Origin of the sequence: Acrocarpospora sp. B8E8 (genome assembly GCF_039871605.1) — a bacterium.
Classification (GTDB): domain Bacteria; phylum Actinomycetota; class Actinomycetes; order Streptosporangiales; family Streptosporangiaceae; genus Acrocarpospora; species Acrocarpospora macrocephala.
Window position 1 is genome coordinate 86573 of the sequence record NZ_JBDPLV010000026.1, and the last position, 20583, is coordinate 107155.

Genomic DNA, 20583 nt, shown 5'->3' on the forward strand with positions numbered 1-20583 from the left:
GTTGACACTGTCATCGTGACAGTGTCACTGTTGAACCATGAGCGAGACCTGGACCATCGGCGAGCTGGCCGAGCGCGCGGCCGGCGCGCTCGGTTCCGACGCGCGCGTCAACGGGCGGGTCAGGGACATCCCGAACGAGCGCCTCATCCGGTGGTACGCGACGATCGGCCTCCTCGACCCGCCCCTGGCCCGGCGCGGCCGAGTCGCTCTGTACGGGCCGCGTCACCTGCTGCAACTCGTCGCGATCAAGCGCCGCCAGGCCGCCGGTCGCTCGATCGCGGACATCCAGATCGAGCTGGCCGGAGCCCCCGACTCGGCCCTCCAGAACATCGCCCTCATCTCCCCATACCCAGACGAACCCGAAAATTCCTCCTCTGAGCCCGAACATTCCGCCCCCGAGCCCGCACGCGCCCGCTTCTGGGCCGCCACCGGTGAGCGTTCGGCCCTGACACCACCGGCCGACCCACCGCCCACCGCGCGCGTTCACGGCGTGCGGATCGCCCCAGGAGTGGCTCTGGTGCTGGACGCCGCCGACCGGGCACCGTCGGACGCGGACCTGGTCGCGCTGGCGGCGGCGGCCCAGCCCTTGCTGGCGGCGCTGAGCGAACTCGGCCTGATCACCATGAAATCGGAAGGGACACCGTCATGACCGTTCCCATCACTCCGCTGCGGCCGGAGGAGTACGCGCCGGTGCCCGACTCCGGGTTCGGCGCCCTGGAGACCGAGAAGGGCAACCTGCCGCTGGAGAGCGTGGCGGTGACCGCGCACCTCAGCGGCCTGACCGCGGGCGTGGAGGTGGCGCAGGGCTTCCGCAATCCCTACGACGTCTCGCTCGAGGCCACCTACGTGTTCCCTCTCCCGCCCCGCGCCGCGGTCACCAAGTTCACCCTGGAGGCCGACGACCGGGTGGTCGAAGGGCTGCTCAAGGAGCGTGGCGAGGCCAGGGCCGACTACGACCGCGCGCTGGCGCGGGGTCAGCGGGCGGCGATCGCCGAGGAGGATCGGCCGGATGTGTTCACCATCCGGGTCGGCAACATCGTGCCCGGCGAGCGGGTCACCGTCCGGCTGACGCTCAGCCAGCCGCTGCCCTACGAGGACGGCGCGGCCGAATTCCGCTTCCCGCTGGTGGTCGCCCCCCGCTACATCCCGGGCGTGCCCCTGGAGGGCGCCCAGTCCGGCGGCGGCGTGGCCGCCGACACCGACGCCGTCCCCGACGCGTCCCGCATCACCCCGCCGGTCCTGCTCCCGGGCTTCCCCAATCCCGTACGGCTGTCGCTGGCCACCACCGTCGACCCGGCCGGTCTGGACCTGCGCGAGATCCGCTCCAGCCTGCACACCCTGGACACCACGACCGGGGAGACGATCACCGTCGAGCTCCGGCCGGGCGAGCGCCTGGACCGGGACTTCATCCTGCGCCTGGCCTTCGACGCGTCCACGTCGCTGGCGCTGACCCCGGACGACGAGGGCCAGGAGGGCACCTTCACGCTCACCCTGACTCCCCCGGCCGACGCGGCCGCCACACCGGCTCCTCGGGACGTGGTGCTGCTGCTCGACCGTTCCGGCAGCATGACCGGCTGGAAGATGGTCGCCGCCCGACGCGCCGCCGCCCGGATCGTGGACACGCTGACCGCGCACGACCGGCTGGCCGTGCTCGCCTTCGACCACGACGTCAACCGGGCGTTCACCGGCGGCCTGGTGGCGGCGAGCGACCGGAACCGTTACCGGGCGGTCGAGCACCTGTCGCGGCTGGACGCGCGCGGCGGGACCGAGATCCTCGCGCCGATGGAAGAGGCGCTCCGGCTGCTCGGCGACACAGACAGGGACCCGAACAGGGACCGGGTCATGGTCCTGGTGACCGACGGGCAGGTCGGCAACGAGGACGAGATCGTCGAACGGGTCGGCGCGAAGATCACCGGCGACTCGGGGATCCGGATCCACGCCGTCGGCATCGACCGGGCGGTCAACGCCGGGTTCCTCGGGCGGCTGGCCATGCTCGGCTCCGGCCGGTGCGAGCTGGTCGAGTCGGAGGACCGGCTGGACGAGGCGATGGAGCACATCCACCGCCGCATCGGCTCCCCGCTGGTCACCGACCTCACGCTGAGCGCCGCGGACCTCGATCTGGTCGAGGACACGCTCACCCATGTGGGCTCCCTCTTCCCGGGGGTTCCGCTGGTCGTCTCGGGGCGGTTCCGGGGTCGTGGGGAGAGCCCGGCGATCGCCGTACGGGGAACGGCCGACGGCGAGCCGTGGGAGCGTACGGTCGAGGGCCGCGGGGCCGACGCGCCCGCCGCGCGGGCGGTCTGGGCGCGGGCCGAGCTGCGCCGCCTGGAGGATCGGTACACGATCGGCGAGCGGGAGCTGGAGGCCCGGATCGTGGCGACCTCGCTGCGGTTCGGCGTGCTGTGCCGGTTCACCTCGTTCGTCGCGGTCGACTCGCGGGTGGTCGCCGACGGCAAGCCGCGGCACCACGTGATCCAGCCGGTCGAGCAGCCCAGCGGCTGGGAGATGCCGATGAACATGTCCGCCGTCGCGGCCGCCGCGCCGATCCGGATGGAGAAGGCCTCCTTCGCCATGGACGAGACCTTCGGCGGGGCGGCGCCGGGCGCGCCGGCGCCTCCGCCGCCACCCGCTCCGTACATGATGCGGCGCACGCCCGCCCCGGACACGCCGTCCCAGCCGTTCGCCCAGCCGCCCGACGCGCCGCCGATCCCGTCCCCCGGTCGGGGCGTGGGACCCCGGGCCGGCGGACGGAGCGTGGCGCCCGGGCCCCGCCCGGGACCGATGCGGCCCCACCCGGGCCGGGAGCGGCAGCCCAGCCTGGACAGCGTGCGCGCCCTGCTCACCGAGGAGCTGGTCCGGCTGCGCGCGGCGGCCGGGCGGCCGGATCAGGAGCGCCGGCGCTACCTGTCCGACCTGGCCAGCCGCCTGCGGGTGATCGACCAGATGGCGGGCGGCCACGCCGACCTGGCGTCGCTGGCCGCCGAGCTGGAAGGGGCCGAGCGTGCCGACGCCGACCTGGCCCGGCTCTGGCAGCGCGCGGTCGATCTGCTCGGCCGCCTCACCGGAGGCGCGGCCGACGCTCCCGCGCCGCCGGATTCGACCCGCGCCCGCCGCCCGTTCTGGAAGCGCACGTAGACTGCGATCATGACCATGCCGCGCCAGGGGTTCCGGGGAAGGCCATGTGGCCAGGCCCTGACCCCTGGCGACGGGGGCGAACGCAGGGCATCCCGCGCACGAAATACCGCACCGACCGCCGCCCGGCGGCCGGTTGCGGGCTCTGCGGTTCTAGCCGTGGACTTCGCGGGCCGCGCGGATCATTTCGATCTTGGCGCTGGCGGCGTATTTATCGACATATTCCTGGCCGGAGAGCTCCATCAGCGCGTACATGATCTCGTCGGTGACCGCGCGCAGGACCAGGAAGTCGTTCTCCATGCCGTAGTAGCGGGAGAAGTCGAGGGGCTTGCCGTATTTGACGCCCGGGCGGATGCCGAACTTGGGGATCGGGCGGCCCGGCGGCATCATCTCGAAAGTGTTGATCATGGCCCAGGGGATGACGGGGGCGCGCGACTCCAGGGCGAGGCGGGCGACGCCCGTCTTGCCCTTGTAGAGGCGGCCGTCGGGCGAGCGGGTGCCCTCCGGGTAGATGCCCAGCACGCTGCCCTCGCCGAGGACGCGCAGGCCGGTGCGGAGCGCGGCCTCGCTGGCCTTCCCGCCGGAACGGTCGATCGGAACGGTGCCGACGCCCGAGAAGAACGCCCGGCTGACCAGGCCTTTTATGCCGCTACCGGTAAAATAGTCAGACTTGCCGAGCGAGATGACCTTGCGCGGCAGGAAGAGCGCCCCGAAGAAGTGGTCGGCGAACGACAGGTGGTTCCCGGCCAGGATGACGGGCCCCTCCTTCGGCACGTTCTCCACCCCTTCCGCCCACGGACGGAACACGAAATGGAGGAACGGCCAGAGGATGGCCTTCACCACCCAGTAGAACACTCGGGGCCCTCCTTCGGTTGTTTTCAGTGGAGTCATCTTCGCACGGCTGACCCTCTCGCACGACTGAGGCGTAACGTGCGACTATTCGGCCTAGTTAGGCAATCTTTCCGATTTTGGAGGAGACATGCCGCTACTGCCGGGCGCTGAGCCGTACCACCACGAAGGCGGTCAGATCGGTGTGCTGCTCTGCCATGGTTTCACCGGGACGCCGCAGTCGCTGCGGCCCTGGGGGGAGTTCCTGGCCGAGGCCGGGATCACCGTCTCGCTGCCCCGGCTGCCCGGGCACGGCACCACCTGGCAGGAGCTGAACCGCACCCGCTGGGAGGACTGGTACGCCGAGCTCGACCGCGCCTTCGCCGAACTGAAGGCGACCTGCGCCGAGGTCTTCGTGATGGGCCTGTCCATGGGCGGCTGCATGGCCCTGCGCCTGGCCGAGGTGCACGGCCCCGCGATCCGCGGGCTGGTGATCGTCAACCCGTCCGTGGTGAACGACTCGCCGGCGCTGCTGCTGGCCCCCGTGCTCAAGTGGGTGCTGCCGTCGGTGCCCGGGCTCGGCGGCGACATCAAGAAGCCGGGCAGCGTCGAACTCGCGTACGACCGCACGCCCGTGCGCGCCGCCGCCACGCTGCCGCGGCTCTGGAAACTGGTCCAGTCCGAGCTGGACCGGATCGGCCAGCCGGTGCTGGTCTACCGGAGCACGCAGGACCATGTGCTGAAACCGGCTAACGTGGAGTTCCTCCGGACGCGTATGGGGGACAATCTGGAGGTCCGGGATTGCGTGGACAGCTATCACGTCGCGACCCTGGACAACGACGCTCCGGCCATCTTCTCGGGGAGCCTCGACTTCATCCGCCGTTACGCGTCTGTACCCTTGACGAAGGACTCTTGACCTGGGATCGATGTGACGCCACAGAGTGATGAGGACGAGGTCTGGCGTCAGATCGTCGCCTCTTATAACGACACACCCGACAACGGCTCGGCCGATCAGCCATGGCCGGATCGGGAGAACGTGCCGGCGAGTCCGGCGACCGTGGAGGTGGGCGGCGAACCCACCGGCGCGGTGGAGGCGGACGACGCGGAGGACACCGCGACGGAAGCTCAGCCCGATGACGACAACGACCACTTCATCCCGCCGCCGCCCCCGCCGCTGCCCAAGACGGACGCGCTCACGAAGGCGTCCTGGCTGGCGCTGTTCGGCGGCCCCGCCTACCTGCTGCTGGCGGCGCTGCTGAGCTGGCCGATGGATCCGTGGATCGTGTTCACCGCGGTCGCGGCCTTCATCGGCGGGTTCGTGGCGCTGGTGGTCCGGATGGGGGACGGCCCGCCGAACGACTCCGGCTGGGACGACGGCGCCGTCGTCTAACGTTCCGCGACCGGACCGAAGGTTTCGACCAGGTCGCCGTAGCGGTTGGCTTTGTCCAGGACGTGGCCGACGGCCATGGTCAGGTCGCCGATCCGGGTCACGGCCTGGAGCCGGACCGTGCGCTGGCTGGTGGCGGGCTCGCCGCGCAGCGGTTCCCAGCGGCGGCCGGTGTACTTGAACAGGAACGCCTCGTCCGGGCGGGCCGGGTCGTGTCCGGAGGCCCAGAAGCCGCCCTCGCCGTCGCCGGTCACGCCGTAGAGCTCGGCCTCGGCGATCGGGAGCTCGTCCTTGGTCCAGCGTTTGCCGTCCCAGCGCAGGATCAGCGGCTCGATGCCCTCGTCGCCGTGGAAGACCCCGCCGACCGCGACCGCCCGCTTGGCGCTCTGCAGGTAGACGTCCCGGAGATACCCGCCCTTGATCGCGGGCACGGACACGGACTTCCACCCGTTCCCGGTCAGCCGCATCACCAACGGCCGCGACCCGGTGTCGCCCACCGCCCAGCCGTCCTTGCCGGACAGCGCCACCCCGTGCAACGCGCCCGCGGGCCCGATCGTGGCGGTCCAGCTGCCCGCGCCGGTCGCGATCAAGCTGCGCCCGCCCCGGCTCCCGACCGTGACCACCCGTCCCGGCTGCGCCGCCACCGCCCGCAGCCAGTCCCCGCCCCGCACCGGCGGCACGATCACCCGATCGAACCCGCCACGCCCGCCTTTCCCGATGTACGGCACCCCGTCGTGCCCGTCCCCGACCACCCACAACTCGGTGGCCGACACCGCGCTGATCGACCGCAACGGCCCGACGCCGGTGACATCGCCCCGGGCCCCCACCTCGGTCCAGGCCCGCCCGTCCCACCGGGTCACCACACCCCGGTTCTGCCAGACGTCCCAGATGCCCTCCTGCCCGACCGCCCACACGTCGGTTTCGGACAGCGCGGCCACGTCGGAGAGCGAGCTCCCGTTGCCCAGGCGCGCGGACGTGGCCTGCCGCACGATCTCGTCGGCGACCGCCCTGGGGCGGGTGGGAGACGGCTGAGCGTGCGCGACCGCTGTGACGTGAGGTAGTTGCCCGGCCAGAAGCCCGGTGAGAAGCCCACACAACGGCACCACGCGCCGAGTCAGGCAGCGGGTCATAGGGGAATCGTACGGGCCGACCGCCCGTCCGGGGGCGAGAGACGCCATTTCCGCCCCCGAAAAGCGACAGTTCGCTCCGCCCGAATCCTCACGCGAGGTCAAGCGGATCGTGAGATCTCCGCCGCTACCGGCCGGTGGTCGGTGGCCGCGCGCAGGTCCTCGAAGGCGGGGATCTCGTCGGCGTCGCCGCAGGCGTGCACGGTCAGGCCGGGACCGGCGAAGATGGCGTCGATGCGTTTGTCGGGTTTGCCCGCGTGGTAAGTGAAGCCGTCGCCGCGTGGGGCCACCGCGTAGCCGTCGGTGAAACGGCGGGACAGGTATCGCCAGGCCGGTTCGGTGGGCTGCTCGTTGAAGTCGCCCGCCAGGACGGGGAAGGCGTCGTGTTCGGCGGCGGCGGCCTGGATCCGGGCGGCCACCTCGGTGATGTGCCACATCCGGGCGCCCGAGTGGAGATCCAGGTGGACCGAGCCGACGGCCAGGCGGGTTCCCTCCACCTCCACGATGGCGATGGCCATCGCTCGCCATTCCAGCCCGAAGAACCACCGCAGCCGGTGGTGCTCGACGTGGGCGACGCGGGCGCGGGGGCCGACCAGGACGGCCACGCCGCTGGTACGGCCGCCCGCCGCCAGCCGCATTCCGGTGACCCGGGGCAGGGCGCGCCGCCGCCGCCACAGGTAGAAGGGCGGGACCTCCTGAACGCACAGCACGTCGGAGCGGAGAACGGAGATGACCCGGGCCAGCGCCCTCTGATCGTCGCGCAGCGCGCGCACGTTGTAAGACGCGACCCTGATCACCAGTCCACGCTAACCCGCGCTCAGAGCCCGCGGGCGCCGCCCGGCGGTCACCACGTTGGCGCGGCAAGCCAACCCGCGCTCACAGCATGCGGGCGCCGCTCGGCGGCCTCACCACTTGGCGCTGCGAGCTAACCCGCGCTCACGGCATGCGGGCCAGGTCGGCCGCACCCACCAACCCCGCGGAAGGCCCGAGCTCGGCGGTCCTGATGTCGGCGAGCGGGCGATGCCCCCGGCCGGTCAGGCGTTCGGCGAAGGACTCCTTCACGCCGTCCAGCCACAGGTCGGCCGCCGCGGAGACGCCGCCGCCCATGATGAAGCAGCCGGGATCCAGCACCGCCGCCAGGTCCGCGAGGCCCTGGCCGATCCACCCGGCCAGCCAGGCGTAGGCTTCGAGTGCGACCGGGTCGCCCGCCCGGGCCGCCTCGGTGACCTCGCGGCCCTCGATCCGCTCGGGCGTGCCACCGGCGATCTCCAGCAGGACGGACGCGCGGCCCGGGTCGGTGGCGGCCAGGCGGCGGGCCTCGGCGACCAGGGCGTTGCCGCTCGCGTACTGCTCCCAGCAGCCGAGGTTGCCGCAGCCGCAGCGTTTGCCGTCGGGCACGCTCTGGATGTGGCCGAGTTCGGCGCCCATCCCCCAGCGGCCGCGATACAGCGCGCCGCCGACCACGACGCCGCCGCCGATGCCGGTCCCGACCGTGACGCACACGAGGTGCGTCTCGCCGCGCCCGGCCCCGAAGCGGTATTCGCCCCAGGCGGTCGCGTTGGCGTCGTTCTCCACCACCACCGGCAGCCCGACCAGATCGGCGACCTTCTTCTGCAGCGGCTCCTCGCGCCAGGCCAGGTTGGGGGCGAACCGGACGACCGACCGGGTCTCGTCCACGAACCCGGCCGCGCCGACGCCCACCGCCTCGACCTCGTGCCGGGAGGCCAGCTCTTTGATCGCCTCCGCCACGACGCCCGCCACCAGCTCGGGATTGTCGGCGGGGGTGGGCCGGAGCAGGCTTTCGACGATCTTCCCGTCGTCGTCCACCACCCCGGCCGCGACCTTCGTTCCGCCGATGTCGATGCCGATGGTCAGCGTCATGCCGTCCCTCTTCCGGTCTCAGCCCAGATCGATGTGCTCTACCCGCGAGTCATCGTGCCGCCGGGACGTGGCCGGGCGCTGCAGGGAGTCGACCGCCTGCCGGAAGGCGGCGAGGAGCTCGCCACCCGCCGCGATCAGGTGGTCGGCGACGTCGCCGCCCGACTCCTTGCGCGCGGCGATCACCCGGCAGACCGGGCAGGCCCGGCAGATGTACTCCTCGTGATCATGCCCGGAAACCGCCTCCCCCCACACATCCTGCTGCCTGCCGCGGCTCGTGCCGCTGCCGAACGCGTTGCCGATCCCGCTCCCGGCGCCCTTGACGAACCCTTTACCGAGCTCCCGGCCAACCCGCTGCTGCAGCGAGTCGAGAAACTTCATCGCCTCTTCAGCGGCGGAACCGAGCGGATCCGGCCGATCATTGCTTTCCGTCATATCTCGAACGTTACCCGGAGGTGGCCGTCCTGGAGCGCCGCCGAGGCGACCGTCCGGCGGGCGAGGGCGGCCGGGAGCGCGATGACCCGGCGGTAGGAGCCCGCGGTGACGATGAGCTCGTCGCCCTTGCGGGCCAGATCGATGTCGGATTTGTCGGCGAGAGGGAGCCAGAGGGTGAGTTCGTCGGCGCTGATGCGCATCGGGGGTTCGCCGGTGGGGGCGGCGAAGGGGTCGTGCTCGCCGTACAGGGCGTCGCCGACCTCGGCCAGCGCGTCGACGCCGACCGGTTCCGCGGGCAGGTACGGCACGGTCAGGATGGGCAGCGGCGCGAACGAGGCGTGCACGTCGGCCAGCTGTTTGGTCTGGGCTTCGACCCAGCGGGCGCGCCATTCGTCGGCGCCGCCGGCGGGGAAGACGCGGTTGGCGATGACGGCGTCCACGCGGTAGCCGTACAGGCTGAGGGAGGTGAGGGTGCGGCGGGCCTCGGCGACGACGACGGCCTCGGGGGTGAGCACCAGGCGGACGGAGGCGTTGTCGCCGGTGAGGAGTTCGCGGACGGCCATCAGGCCGCGGTGCAGGCGTTCCCCGGCCGAGAGCACGCTCTCCTCGGGCGCGCTGACCTTGGCGACGTGCCGGACGAGGGGGCCGAGCGCCTTCAGCAGCCGCCGCCCGATCGGCAGCAGGCGGCTGACGTGCCAGTCCAGCGCCTCCGGCAGGGCCAGCAGGCGGAGCGTCTCGGCGGTCGGCGCGCAGTCCACGACGATCACGTCCCACCGGCCGGTGCGGGCCTGCTCGCGCAGTTCCAGCAGCGCGATGATCTCCTCGGCGCCGGGCAGCACGGTCACCTCCTCGGAGGTGATCTCGTCCAGGCCGAGCTCGTGGAAGGCTGACCTGGCGTAGTCCTGCAGCTCGCCCCAGTGCCGTTCGAGCGAGCGCTGGGTGTCGACCTGCTGCAGGTAGAGGCCGGGCGCGGCTTCGACCGGTTCGCCGGAGGGCGGCACGGCCAGCGCGTCGGCCAGGGAGTGCGCGGTGTCGGTGGACACGACCAGCGTCTTGAGGCCGCGCCTGGCGGCGAGCGTCGCCGTGGCCGCGGCGGCGGTGGTCTTGCCGACGCCGCCCTTCCCCGTGAAGAGCAGGACTCTCATGCTCTGAAGGTAATTCAAAAGCTCGCCCGTCGATCGCTTCGCCCCAGGCAGGTGACTCGCTTCAACGGCGCCGGGCTTCTTCTGAATTACCTTCACTCTCGACGCGTTTCTTCAGCCCCTTCAGGGCGGTGTCGATGATGACTTTCTCGGCCTTGCGCTTGATCATGCCGATCATCGGCACCTTGAGGTCCACCGCCAGCTCGTAGGTGACTTCGGTGCCGCCGCCCCGCTCGGCCAGGCGGTAGCTGCCGGTAAGGCCGGACACCATCCGGCCGCTGTCGACGATGTGCCAGCTGACGGCGGCGTCGTCCCAGTCGTAGGCCAGCGTGTACTCATCGCTGATCACGCCCGCGTCCAGGACGAACCTGACGGTCCGCGGCCGGCCCTCCGCGTCGTCGCTCAGGACCTGCGCCGACTTCACCTGGCCGGCCCATTGGGGGTATGCCGCGAAGTCGGCGATCACGGTCATGATCGTCGACGGGTCTGCGCCGATCGTGATGCTCGACGTGGTGCGATCAGCCATGGGCTAACCGTACTTCACCATTCGAGAGTGAACGGCGTCCCGCGACCCCGGAAATGCCCGACATTTACGCATTCGGTGCGGCCGATTCTGGTGCGGCGTGCCAGTGGCTGGTGCACGTGGCCGAACAGCGCGAACCTCGGCTGGATGCGGCGGATTGCGGCCAGGGTGGCCTCGCTGCCGCGTTCGAATCGCCGGGCGACGGTGTCGTACAGGAGCTCGGGGACGGCCGGGGGGATGTGGCTGCAGAGCACGTCCACGTGGCCGAGCGCGTCGACCTTGCGCGCGTACTCCTCGTCGTCTATCTCGTACGGCGTGCGGTAGGTGGTGCGCAGCCCGCCGCCGACGAACCCGAAGGTCAGCCCGCCGATCTCGACCGTCTGGCCGTCCAGGATCTGGTGGCCCGGGCGGGCGTACTCAGTCCAGAGACCGGGCAGGTCCACGTTGCCGTAGGTGAGGTAGGCGGGGGTGGGCATGGCGGCGAATATCTCCGCGTACTGGGCCCGGACGGCGGTCTCGATGTGCTCGCGCGGGTCGCCGCCGCGTTCCGCCCACAGGGCGGCCGACAGGGCTCTGGCCTCGTCGAACTGCCCGGCCGTGCGAAGACCGACGTATTCGCTGGCCCGGGCCGCGCCGAACAGGTCGGGGAAGATGCCCTGCGAGTGGTCGGCGTAGTCGACGAACAGGAGCAGATCCCCCAGGCAGATCAGGGCGTCGGCGCCCTCGCCCGCGCGGGCCAGCGCGTCGGCCCGCCCGTGGACGTCGCTGACGACGTTGATCCGCATGCCCGCAATCCTAACTAAACGCTTGCCGCCGGGCCGCGTACCGGCTTGGGCCTGCGCGTCGCAGCCGTGATCCATATTCAGGCTGATAGCGTGAAATCGCCCGGATAACGCCTGGGTGACGGACCTACCAACGCGTAACTTCTCGGGGTAGCGTCCGGTGCAAAACTTACCCAGCGGTGTCCCAAAGGAGTGACCGTGCGCGAGTACAGCGTTCCCGTGCTGGTGGACGTTCCACTGTCGGCCAACTGCACCGACACGGTGTTCCAGCGGGCGGTGGACGAGCCCGGCGCCGTGTCCATCCGGCGCAAGGTCGGCGAGGACTGGGTCGCGGTCACCGCCGCGGAGCTCCGCGACACGGTCGCGGGCGTGGCGAAGGGCCTGATCGCGGCGGGCGTCGAGCCGGGCGACCGGGTCGCCCTCATGTCCCGCACCCGGTACGAGTGGACGGTGGCCGACTACGCGATCTGGGCGGCGGGCGGCGTCGGCGTGCCGATCTACGAGACGAGCTCGGCCGACCAGGTCAAGTGGATCATCTCCGACAGCGGCGCCAAGGCCGCGTTCGTGGAGACCGCCGCGCACGAGGAGACCGTCCGGGAGGCCGCGCCCGACCTTCCGCTGCTCTGGAACATCGACGGCGGCGCCCTGGAGTCGCTGATCGAGTCCGGCGCGTCCGTCAGCGACGAGACGCTGACCGAGCGCCGCACCGGGCAGAGCGGCCGGGACCTGGCCACGATCATCTACACCTCGGGCACCACCGGCATGCCGAAGGGCTGCCGGATCACCCACGACAACCTGCTGTTCACGGCGCGGAACGTGGCGTTCGGCCCGCTGGAGAGCATGTTCACCGTGGACGACAGGGCCGCCCTGCTGTTCCTGCCGCTGGCGCACAGCTTCGCGCGGATGGTGCAGATCGTCCTGCTGGAGACCGGCACCGTGCTCGCGCACACCCCGAACATGAAGAACGTCGCCCCCGACCTGCAGGGGTTCAAGCCGACCTTCCTGCTGGGCGTGCCGCGCGTGTTCGAGAAGGTCTACAACGCCGCCGAGCAGAAGGCCACCGCGGACGGCAAGGGCAAGATCTTCCACACCGCCGCGAACGTGGCCATCGAGTACAGCAAGGCCGAGGCCACCGGCGGCGCCGGTCTCGGCCTGCGGCTCAAGCACTCCGCCTTCGACAAGCTCGTCTACACCAAGCTGCGCGCGGCCACCGGCGGCAAGCTCACCGCGGCCGTCTCCGGCGGCTCCGCGCTCGGCGAGCGCCTGGGCAACTTCTTCCGCGGCGTCGGCATCGAGGTCTTCGAAGGCTGGGGCCTCACCGAGACCTCCGCCCCGTCCACGGTCAACATTCCCGGCGCCAACAAGGTCGGCACGGTCGGCAAGCCCTTCCCCGGGGTCAGCATCGGCATCGCCGAGGACGGCGAGATCCTGGTCAAGGGCCGCCACATCTTCGACGGCTACTGGAACAACGAGAGCGCCACCGCCGAGGTGATCGACTCCGACGGCTGGTTCCACACCGGCGACGTGGGCGAACTCGACAAGGACGGCTACCTCAGGATCACCGGCCGCAAGAAGGAGATCCTCGTCACCGCCGCCGGCAAGAACGTGGCCCCCGCCCCCCTTGAGGACAGCATCCGCGCACACCGGCTGATCAGCCAGGTCATGGTGGTCGGCGACGACAAGCCCTTCATCGGCGCCCTCGTCACCCTCGACCCCGAGGCCCTGGCCCAGGTCACCCTCACCGACGAGGAACTCCACGCCGAAGTGCAAAGCGCCATCGACAACGCCAACCGCATGGTCTCCAAAGCCGAACAAATCAAAAAATTCGTCATCCTAGAAAACGACATAACCGAAGAAACCGGCCACCTCACCCCGTCCCTCAAGGTCAAGCGCAACCTCGTCATGCGCGACTTCTCCAAGCAGATCGACGAACTCTACGGCTCCTGACGTCAGGAGACGCCAGAGCGGCGATCCAGGAGCAGGGTGGCGAAGCGGGCGGCCACCTGGTTCCAGGTCCATTCGCGTTCGATCCAGGCGCGGCCGCGTTCGCCCATGGCGCGGGCGGTGGCGGGGTCCTGGAGCAGGGTGAGCAGGGCGGTGGCGATGGCCTGGGGTTCGGTGCCGTCGACGACGAGGCCGGTTTCGCCGTGGCGGACGGCGTCGGGGGCGCCGCCGGAGGAGCCGGCCACCACGGGGAGGCCGGTGGCGGAGGCTTCCAGGTAGACGATGCCCAGGCCTTCGACGTCGATGCCCGCCAGGCGGGTGCGGCAGGGCATGGCGAAGACGTCGCCGGCGTCGTAGTGGGCGGGTAGCGCGGACCAGGGCACGGCGCCGGTGATGACGACGCTGCCGCGGTGCCCGGCGGCGGCGCGATCCAGGGATTTGCGAGCGGGACCGCCGCCGACGAGCAGCAGGGCGGCGTCCGGGACCCGGGCCAGGACGTGGGGCCAGGCTTTGATCAGCATGTCCTGGCCCTTGCGCGGGACCAGGCGGGAGACGCACACCACCACCGGGCGGCCGGCCAGACCGAGGTTCGCCCGGAGCTGGGCGCCACCCGCGCCCGGGCGGAACAGGGCGGTGTCGACGCCGGGCGCCAGCCGCACCAGCTTCGCCCCGGGGATCTGCGTGCTGAGCCGCGCCCGGGTGTACGCCCCCAGGTAGGTGACGATGTCGGCGTGCTCGCCGATCCGGCGCAGGAGATCACGGGCGATCGGCAGCCGCGCCCAGGACGCCTCATGCCCATGCGTCAGCATGATCACCCGCTCGGCTCCAGCGGCCCGGAGCGCGGGACTGAGCAGGCCCAGCGGGGCGGCCGCCCCGAACACCACCGTGGTCCCCGGCTCCACCAGCCGCGCCGCCCGCCGCGCCACATCCCGGGTCGGCAACATCAACTTCCCCGGATGCCGCACCACCTCGTATGGCTGCCGCGCGTCGAACTCCCCATCCCCCGCCCACCGCGGCGCGTACACCACCACCGAGCCGGGCGGCCGCCGAGACGCGAGCGCGTGCACAAACGACTGAATACCCCCGGGCCGCGGCGGAAAGTCATTGGTGACAATCAGCGTCCGGCCCACGTGGGCCCCCGTCCAGCGACGGCGGGTGAATGGCAGCGGCGCGGTCCGGCCCACGCGGGCCCCCGTCCTGTGCCTCTGGCCGGGGTCACGGTTCCTTGACGCTGTTCAGGAGGGCCCAGGAACGCGCCATGGCGATGCGCTGGGGAGCCGTTGGGTGCGAGACGTAGAGCACATATTCCACGATGTCCGGGGACAAGTCGGAGATGTTTCTGGTGGCCAGGCGTTTCTGCATGGCGGTGAAGGTGACGGGGTCCCGGGTGAGTTCCAGGGCGTGGGCGTCGGCGCGGGCCTCGATGTGCCTGCTCACCAGGTTCTGCGCGGGTCCGGACAGGAACGTGCCGAGGGAGATGAGCCCGACCAGCAGGCCGACCGCCCGGGGATCCCCGAGGGCGGGAACCTCCGTCCGGCGGCGCAGGCCCTGGGCCACCAGGAACAGCAGGCAGGTGCCGAGGGCGGCCCCGAGGCCTCCGACGAGCGTGCCGTAGAGGACGTCACCGTTTTTGGCGTGGCCGAGCTCGTGGGCGACGATCAGCTCGGTCTCCTTCGCGGGTTCCTTGAGCAGGTTGTCGTACACCACGATCCTGCGCGTCGCCCCGAACCCGGACACGTACGCGTTGAGCGCGGTGGTCCGCCGGGACGCGTCCGCGACTAGCACATCGTTCACCGGAACGCCGTCCCGCTCCGCCATGGCGAGCAGATCGGTGCGCAGCTGCCCGGCGGGAAGCGGCGCGAAGTCGTTGAACACGGGCTCGACCAGCACTGGATACGCGAACGACAGCCCGACGGTGAGCACGAAGGCACCCGCCGAAGCCGGAATCCACCAGCGCCTCGGCCATTTCCTGGCCAGCGCGACCACAACGAGGATCATGATCGCCGAGAGAGCCACTTGCAGGCCGAAGTTCTTGAGCCGGTCCCCCGTCCAGGCCGCCCACGTCTGGGTGGACAGGCCATAATCCCGGAGAACGGTCTCGGCCCACATGCCGAGCGGCCATTTCAGCGCCAGCGAGACGCCGTAGACGGCGACCACCCCGATCAGGACCCGCACCCACCACAGGCCCCTGAGTCGGGCCAGTGCCCGGGTGCCGAACGGCGTGAGCACCAGCACGCCCGCCACCAGCAGCGTCACGCCCAGCGACAGGTAGGACGGCACGCTGGTCGCCGCGTCGAAAGCCTGAGCGCGGGCGATCTCCTGGGCGCTGAAGTCCCGCGCCGGATCCGGATCCGCCGCGGGCGCGCCGGAGAGCACCTGCCACGGCGTCGTCACCGCGACCACCGCGATCAGCAGGACGCCCAGCCCCGCCAGCGCGAAGGCCGCCCCCCGCGTCCCCGACCGTTCCACCGGCCACCTCCCCCGACTCGCAGACCTTCGTATCACACCGGCCCGACAAGCTGCCGCCGCACGTACTGCCGCCAGCCCTCGGTGAAATCCCCCGTGCTCACCCCAAGGGTGCGTGCCATCGCGGTGTCCGGATCGCCGTCCCGCGCCGCCCGGTAGAGCGCCACCAGCCGTTCCGCCCCGAAACGCTCGGCGATGTAACGGCATGCCAGCCAGGCTTCCTCGTACACCTGCGCGATCCGCGCGGAACCGGCCTCGAAGGCGTCGCGGCCCGGCAACTCCCGGGGCAGGACACCCGCGCGCACTTCCTCGGCCAGTTCGGCCGCGGCCACGCGCGGCGAGAGCCCACTGTCCAGATATCCGACATAGTCAGCGAATCCCTCCACCAGCCACATCGGCATATCCCCGCTCGTCGCCGCCCCTGTCGCGACATGGGTGAGCTCGTGGGCCAGCACCACCCGCCGCCCCACTTCGGAGAGCCGCCAGAACCCCTCCGGCTCGATGATCACGTGATCCACGTCCGCCAGCGCGGCCATCCCCCGTACCCCGGCGGGTTCGGCCAGCACCGCCGCGTCCTGCGTGGATCGCGGCACCAGGACCACCGCCTCCGCCACCTTCCACACCCGGTTGACCGCCTGGCGGGCTCGCTCGACCTCCCCCGCGAGCTCCGCCGCACCGGGGGCACCCCGCGCGATCAGCAGCAGCGATCCGCCCGTGCGAATAATCGTGGCGTCCGTCCAGAACCGGGGGTGTTCGCGGGCGATCGCGCGGGCCTGGACGAGCAGGCCGTCGGGGGGCGCGGCGGCGGACGCCGTCAGCAGGACCGCCAGCAGGGCGGCGATCAGCCGTACGCGCATGGAAGGCATTGATCCAGCCGAATCGGCAGACGTCAGCCGTACGCGCATGGGAGGCATGCTATGCGTGGCCAGGACATGGGACGGCCCCGCCCAGCTCAGGGGAGCTGGGCGGCTGTCCGCCACGCGACGATTCCGCAGGTCATCCGGGGACGCGGTGGTCCGGCAAAGGCGGCGCCTATCCGCGGTCGGCCAGTGCGGCGGCGGTCCCGACGAATCCGAAACGGTTCCTGATCATGCTGAGCGGAGGTTCCTTCGTCACTGACTGCCTCCTTCGGTTATGGGCCGGGAGGGTCGGTTAGGGCACGACCACGTGGAAGGGGACGTCGTGGGCGCCTCCGGTGGTGTAGCCGGTGCCGACGAAGACATGGCGTCCGGTGCCGCACGCGGTGTTGCCGGAGTAGACCAGGACGGTGGCGCTCCAGGGGGCGCCCCACATCTTGGTGGCGACCGGGATCGTCTTGGTGGCGTCGATGTTGGGCTCGAGGTAGACGCAGTACTGACCGATGGCGATCCTTCGTACGGCGGTGACGCCGGTGGAGCGCACCACGGCGCCGTTGGCCTTGACGACGGCCGCGGCGGTGGCGTGGGGAGTGATGGCTCCCCCGATCGCGGCGCGGGCGGTGGCTTGGGGGGTGCTGGTTCCCCCGATCGCGGCGTTGGCGGCGACGCCCGCGCCGATGCCCAGAGCGGTGGCGGCGGTCAGCATGAGGACGGTGGTCTTGTTCGGCATGACGAGCCTCCTGATGTGGGGGACGACCGGCCAGACAACATCGGACCGATCCAGTTCACTACTCACAATAACCATCCGACTACTCTCAGTAACACTAGCTGGATGGTAAGGCGACCGTCGCCCGACCTTGCTCACCATTTGTCCTGCTCAGAGGGTCAAGACCTGCTCGCCGTCAAAAGATCAAGGATCATGGGTGGCCCTCTCACCGACTCTTCGCTTCCTTGCTGGGTCGGCCCGGTGACGCCCGGACTCGGGCGACCGCTCAGGACGGTGGGCGATGGATGCCGCTTCACAGCGACCGCGCCCCGCTGCCGGACCGTCTCGGGTCTCACCGGAAACGGATCGCGTTACGGGAGGACGACGATGCGCCCGCGGGGGCGGTGCGGCTCGGCGCCTTCTTGGAGGCGGTGGGATCGGGCGGCCTCGGTGAGCGGCAGCCGTGTCCCGATTCGGGAGACCAGGGTCCCGCGAGCCAGGAGGTGATTGATCGCCGTAGCCGCTGCGGCGAGTTCAGCTACGGTGGCATTGCTGATCACGAAGCCGCGGAGGCTGGCGTTGCGCGTGTAGAGCTGTCCGACCGGCAGCACAGGGGTGGCGCTGAGACCAGCCAGGATGATCATCCGGCCGCCGCGGGCGAGCAGGGGGACGGTCTGCTCCAGGTGGTGTTGGCCGGCGGTGTCCCAGAACACGTCCACCCCGTCGGGAGCGAGTTTGGTGATCTTCACGTACATATCCGGGTCGTGGTAGTCGACGACTTCGTCGGCGCCGCACTGCCGGCACCAGTCGAAGTCGTCCGGGCGTGCGGTCGCGCGGCCATGACCTGGAGGAGTCGGCCGGTGTGGTCGATGAGTTCGTCGTCGGGGTCAGGGGCGGTTATCGCCTCGTGGACGTCGGCGGCGTAGGCGACCGCGCCGACGTAGTAGCCATCGAGGGAGTTCCCGTCCAGGACCTTGCGCAGCAGCCAAGGGCGGGATGCGGAGCCTGCGACCTCGCAGAGGGCTTCGACGACGTAGACCCGGCCCCAACCGCCGGTTCGGTCTGCGAGCCAGAGAAGCGCGTGCTCGGCGCCCCTGCGGCGTTTCAACGCATCGGCGGCGAGAGGGCCGAAGGTCTCCGACAGCAGTCCTATGTGCCGGATCAGGTCAATGTCATCCTTGTCGCAATCAGCGGCGAGCAAGGCGAGTCCGATGATGGTCGAGCAGCGGTCGGGGCTGTGCCGGACCAGCCATCGGCCGGTCTGCTGGACCCGTTCGCGATCGGCGCGCAACGCGGCGGCGGTGATGTGCTCGTTGCGGTGGATGGGGACGTCCACGTCGTGGAAGGCCCAGGCCAGTTCGTCCGGCGTCGCGCCGGTGCGGGCGAAGAACGCGTCCAGGACGGCGGCCGCATCGGCGCCTTGACGACGGTAGTCGTCCGATCCTGGGCTCCGTCGATGATGGGAATCGCAGTCCGGATAGGGCTTGCCGTCGTTGGAGAGCACGCTACCGGGATGCAGGCGATGGAGCTGTAGAGCGTGTTCGTACAGGCTCTTCTGGTTTCCGAGCAGTCCAGGCTCGGGGGTCTCGCTCACAGGCGGACAGAAGACTCGATTCTCTCGATCATGCGCACAGCATATGCCTGGTTTCGTCCGGCTGCTGGTGGCGAGAACGGCAGGTCGGTGATGTCGTCGGCCGCTCAATGGATCGGACCGTTCTTTCCTGCGCGAATTCCCCCTGCGCGGAGCACCATGGACGGGTGACGGAAATCGAGCCGCACGACGCGCGGGCCCTCGCCGAGAGCCTGCGCCAGGTGTACGACGCGGTCGCCCAGCGCATCACCGAGGACAACGCCCGCTCTCCGCTGGTGGCCAAGGTGACCGAGCACCTGGGCTGCCCACTGAGCGACGTGGTCTTGGTCGAGGAGAAGTACCGCCTCTACGAGCACGTCGCCCTGCAGACCGGCGCCGACCGCTACCTGCGCGCGCACACGCCGGACGCGCGCTGGTTCGGGGTCGTCGGCGGCGAGCGGCGCTGGGAGAGCATGATCAACATGCTGCTCGGCGCCATGCGGGACGGCAGCCGCCTGCTCGGCCTGCCCGATTACGGCACCGCGCCGGTGGACCATGACGCGACCATCGAGGTCCTCCAGCTCGGCCTGGTCGCCACGAACGCCCCCGACGGCACGCCGGTGATCCTCGGCATCAGCGACCGCGAGGACTACAGCAAGTTCTGCCTGATGACGGTGATCGCGGCCGACCGGGCGGCAGCGGGAGCCGTACGGGACGAGGTGGACCGGCTCAAGCGCGAGCACGACCCGTTCCGGGGAAAGGTGCTCAGCTTCGGCTTCAGCGAGCACCGCGAGAACGAGCTGCTGACCTTCCTGCCGCGCCCCGAGCTCACCCAGGACGAGGTGGTCCTGCCCACCGGCCGCCTGGAGGCGATCGAGGAGCACGTCGTCGGCATCGCCCGGCAGGCCGGGCAGCTGCTGGAGGCAGGCCAGCATTTACGGCGCGGCCTGCTCCTGTACGGCCCGCCCGGCACCGGCAAGACCCACACCACGCGCTACCTGATCGGCGCGCTGAAGGACCACACCGCGATCCTGATGACCGGCCCGGCCATGCGGTACGTCGACTACGCCGTGGCCCTCGCCCGCAAGCTCGCGCCGTCGGTCATGGTGATCGAGGATGTGGACCTGATCGCCGAGGACCGCAGCCACCACGAGACGTCGCCGCTGCTGTTCTCGCTGCTCGACGCCATGGACGGGATCGCCGGCGACGTCGATGTCACGTTCGTGCTCACCACCAACCGGGTGGAGTCGCTCGAGAAGGCCCTCGTGCAGCGGCCCGGCCGGGTGGACCTCGCGGTCGAGGTGCCCAAACCAGACGCCGACGCCCGGGAGCGGCTGATCCGCCTGTACGCCCGCGGCCGCGCGATCGAGGCCGACGTCGCGAAGGTCGTCGCGGCCACCGACGGCGTGACGGCGTCGTTCGTCAAGGAGCTGCTGCGCCGGGTGGTCCTGATCGCGCTGCGCGCGGAGGAACGGGCCTTGACCGACGACCACTTCGACACCGCCCTGCAGGCCATGTCGGGCGACGCCCAGGCCCTCACCCGGGCCCTCCTCGGCGGCGCCCCCGCCGGACAGGAGCGCACCCCGACGCGTCTGCAGCCTCCTTGCTGATGGACGGGTCATCCAGGATCCAGCCGTCTCATCGGTACTTCGCGCCGCGAAGAGCAGGCGAAGTACCGATGAGAAAGCGAGAACCTACAACGGTTGTAGGTTCTCGCCAGAGTTTTCGTCCGGCGCTGCCGTGACCAGTGAAACCGCTCATTGTCTCGCGGACTTCTCGCACAGTCCGTCTCAACAACTCTTCGCT

19 protein-coding genes and 1 pseudogene are annotated in these 20583 nt (G+C 70.8%); 6 read left to right on the forward strand and 14 right to left on the reverse strand.

From position 1 onward, the window contains the following. Window positions 1–37: 37 nt before the first annotated feature. Together ABGB08_RS24655 and ABGB08_RS24660 are read left to right on the forward strand one after the other, a co-directional pair. A complete protein-coding gene (locus ABGB08_RS24655; RefSeq protein WP_347594126.1) occupies window positions 38–649 on the forward strand; it encodes a MerR family transcriptional regulator in 612 nt (203 codons plus the stop codon). Beyond that, on the forward strand, window positions 646–3135 hold the full coding sequence (locus ABGB08_RS24660; RefSeq protein ID WP_347594128.1) for a VIT domain-containing protein: 2490 nt from the start codon (window positions 646–648) through the stop codon (window positions 3133–3135). Before ABGB08_RS24655 ends, ABGB08_RS24660 begins: the two co-directional genes overlap by 4 nt. 150 nt (window positions 3136–3285) lie before the next feature. On the opposite strand, the gene ABGB08_RS24665 is transcribed toward ABGB08_RS24660, so the two are convergent. Continuing rightward, the gene (locus tag ABGB08_RS24665) at window positions 3286–3987 is read right to left on the reverse strand and encodes a lysophospholipid acyltransferase family protein (protein ID WP_155346920.1); all 702 of its coding nucleotides are present in this window, start codon (window positions 3985–3987) and stop codon (window positions 3286–3288) included. 124 nt (window positions 3988–4111) lie between these two features. Between ABGB08_RS24665 and ABGB08_RS24670 the strand changes: the two genes are divergently transcribed. Further along, complete coding sequence (locus tag ABGB08_RS24670) at window positions 4112–4876, forward strand: alpha/beta fold hydrolase (RefSeq protein WP_347594131.1); 765 nt, start codon at window positions 4112–4114, stop codon at window positions 4874–4876. 12 nt (window positions 4877–4888) lie between these two features. After that, a complete protein-coding gene (locus tag ABGB08_RS24675; protein WP_347594133.1) occupies window positions 4889–5350 on the forward strand; it encodes a hypothetical protein in 462 nt (153 codons plus the stop codon). Here the strand turns inward: ABGB08_RS24675 and ABGB08_RS24680 are convergent. The 7 genes from ABGB08_RS24680 to ABGB08_RS24710 form a co-directional block, all read right to left on the reverse strand. Then, window positions 5347–6477 (reverse strand): hypothetical protein, encoded by a 1131-nt coding sequence (locus ABGB08_RS24680; RefSeq protein ID WP_347594135.1) that lies wholly within the window; start codon window positions 6475–6477, stop codon window positions 5347–5349. The genes ABGB08_RS24675 and ABGB08_RS24680 overlap by 4 nt on opposite strands. A gap of 98 nt (window positions 6478–6575) precedes the next feature. After that, window positions 6576–7271 (reverse strand): endonuclease/exonuclease/phosphatase family protein, encoded by a 696-nt coding sequence (locus ABGB08_RS24685; protein WP_347594137.1) that lies wholly within the window; start codon window positions 7269–7271, stop codon window positions 6576–6578. Window positions 7272–7410: 139 nt separating this feature from the next. Further along, window positions 7411–8355 carry an ROK family glucokinase gene (locus ABGB08_RS24690; protein ID WP_347594139.1) on the reverse strand — a complete coding sequence of 315 codons (945 nt, stop codon included), beginning with the start codon at window positions 8353–8355 and terminating at the stop codon, window positions 7411–7413. Window positions 8356–8373: 18 nt separating this feature from the next. After that, window positions 8374–8787 carry a DUF5304 family protein gene (locus ABGB08_RS24695; protein WP_347594141.1) on the reverse strand — a complete coding sequence of 138 codons (414 nt, stop codon included), beginning with the start codon at window positions 8785–8787 and terminating at the stop codon, window positions 8374–8376. Then, window positions 8784–9932 carry an ArsA family ATPase gene (locus ABGB08_RS24700; RefSeq protein ID WP_347594143.1) on the reverse strand — a complete coding sequence of 383 codons (1149 nt, stop codon included), beginning with the start codon at window positions 9930–9932 and terminating at the stop codon, window positions 8784–8786. The genes ABGB08_RS24695 and ABGB08_RS24700 overlap by 4 nt, the downstream gene beginning before the upstream one ends. Window positions 9933–9993: 61 nt before the next feature. Further along, a complete protein-coding gene (locus ABGB08_RS24705) occupies window positions 9994–10455 on the reverse strand; it encodes an SRPBCC family protein (protein WP_347594146.1) in 462 nt (153 codons plus the stop codon). A 14-nt stretch (window positions 10456–10469) separates the two neighbouring features. After that, window positions 10470–11237 (reverse strand): metallophosphoesterase, encoded by a 768-nt coding sequence (locus ABGB08_RS24710; protein ID WP_347594148.1) that lies wholly within the window; start codon window positions 11235–11237, stop codon window positions 10470–10472. A 195-nt stretch (window positions 11238–11432) separates the two neighbouring features. Between ABGB08_RS24710 and ABGB08_RS24715 the strand changes: the two genes are divergently transcribed. Continuing rightward, entirely contained in the window at window positions 11433–13181 is a 1749-nt protein-coding gene (locus ABGB08_RS24715; RefSeq protein WP_347594150.1) for a long-chain fatty acid--CoA ligase, read from the forward strand. Window positions 13182–13183: 2 nt separating this feature from the next. On the opposite strand, the gene ABGB08_RS24720 is transcribed toward ABGB08_RS24715, so the two are convergent. From ABGB08_RS24720 to ABGB08_RS24745, 6 genes and pseudogenes are all read right to left on the reverse strand, one after another. Then, the gene (locus tag ABGB08_RS24720; RefSeq protein WP_347594152.1) at window positions 13184–14308 is read right to left on the reverse strand and encodes a glycosyltransferase family 4 protein; all 1125 of its coding nucleotides are present in this window, start codon (window positions 14306–14308) and stop codon (window positions 13184–13186) included. Between the two features lie 85 nt (window positions 14309–14393). Continuing rightward, the gene (locus ABGB08_RS24725; protein WP_347594154.1) at window positions 14394–15647 is read right to left on the reverse strand and encodes a M48 family metallopeptidase; all 1254 of its coding nucleotides are present in this window, start codon (window positions 15645–15647) and stop codon (window positions 14394–14396) included. Between the two features lie 32 nt (window positions 15648–15679). Beyond that, on the reverse strand, window positions 15680–16510 hold the full coding sequence (locus tag ABGB08_RS24730; protein WP_347594156.1) for a hypothetical protein: 831 nt from the start codon (window positions 16508–16510) through the stop codon (window positions 15680–15682). Window positions 16511–16796: 286 nt separating this feature from the next. Then, a complete protein-coding gene (locus ABGB08_RS24735) occupies window positions 16797–17231 on the reverse strand; it encodes a hypothetical protein (RefSeq protein WP_347594158.1) in 435 nt (144 codons plus the stop codon). A 347-nt stretch (window positions 17232–17578) separates the two neighbouring features. Continuing rightward, window positions 17579–17968 (reverse strand): annotated as a pseudogene (locus ABGB08_RS24740) (zinc-binding dehydrogenase); the annotation flags it as partial. After that, window positions 17953–18801, reverse strand: coding sequence for a hypothetical protein (locus ABGB08_RS24745; RefSeq protein ID WP_347594160.1), 849 nt, complete (start codon window positions 18799–18801; stop codon window positions 17953–17955). The pseudogene ABGB08_RS24740 and the gene ABGB08_RS24745, both read right to left, overlap by 16 nt. A gap of 164 nt (window positions 18802–18965) precedes the next feature. Between ABGB08_RS24745 and ABGB08_RS24750 the strand changes: the two genes are divergently transcribed. Continuing rightward, entirely contained in the window at window positions 18966–20387 is a 1422-nt protein-coding gene (locus ABGB08_RS24750) for an ATP-binding protein (RefSeq protein ID WP_347594162.1), read from the forward strand. Window positions 20388–20583 lie beyond the last annotated feature (196 nt).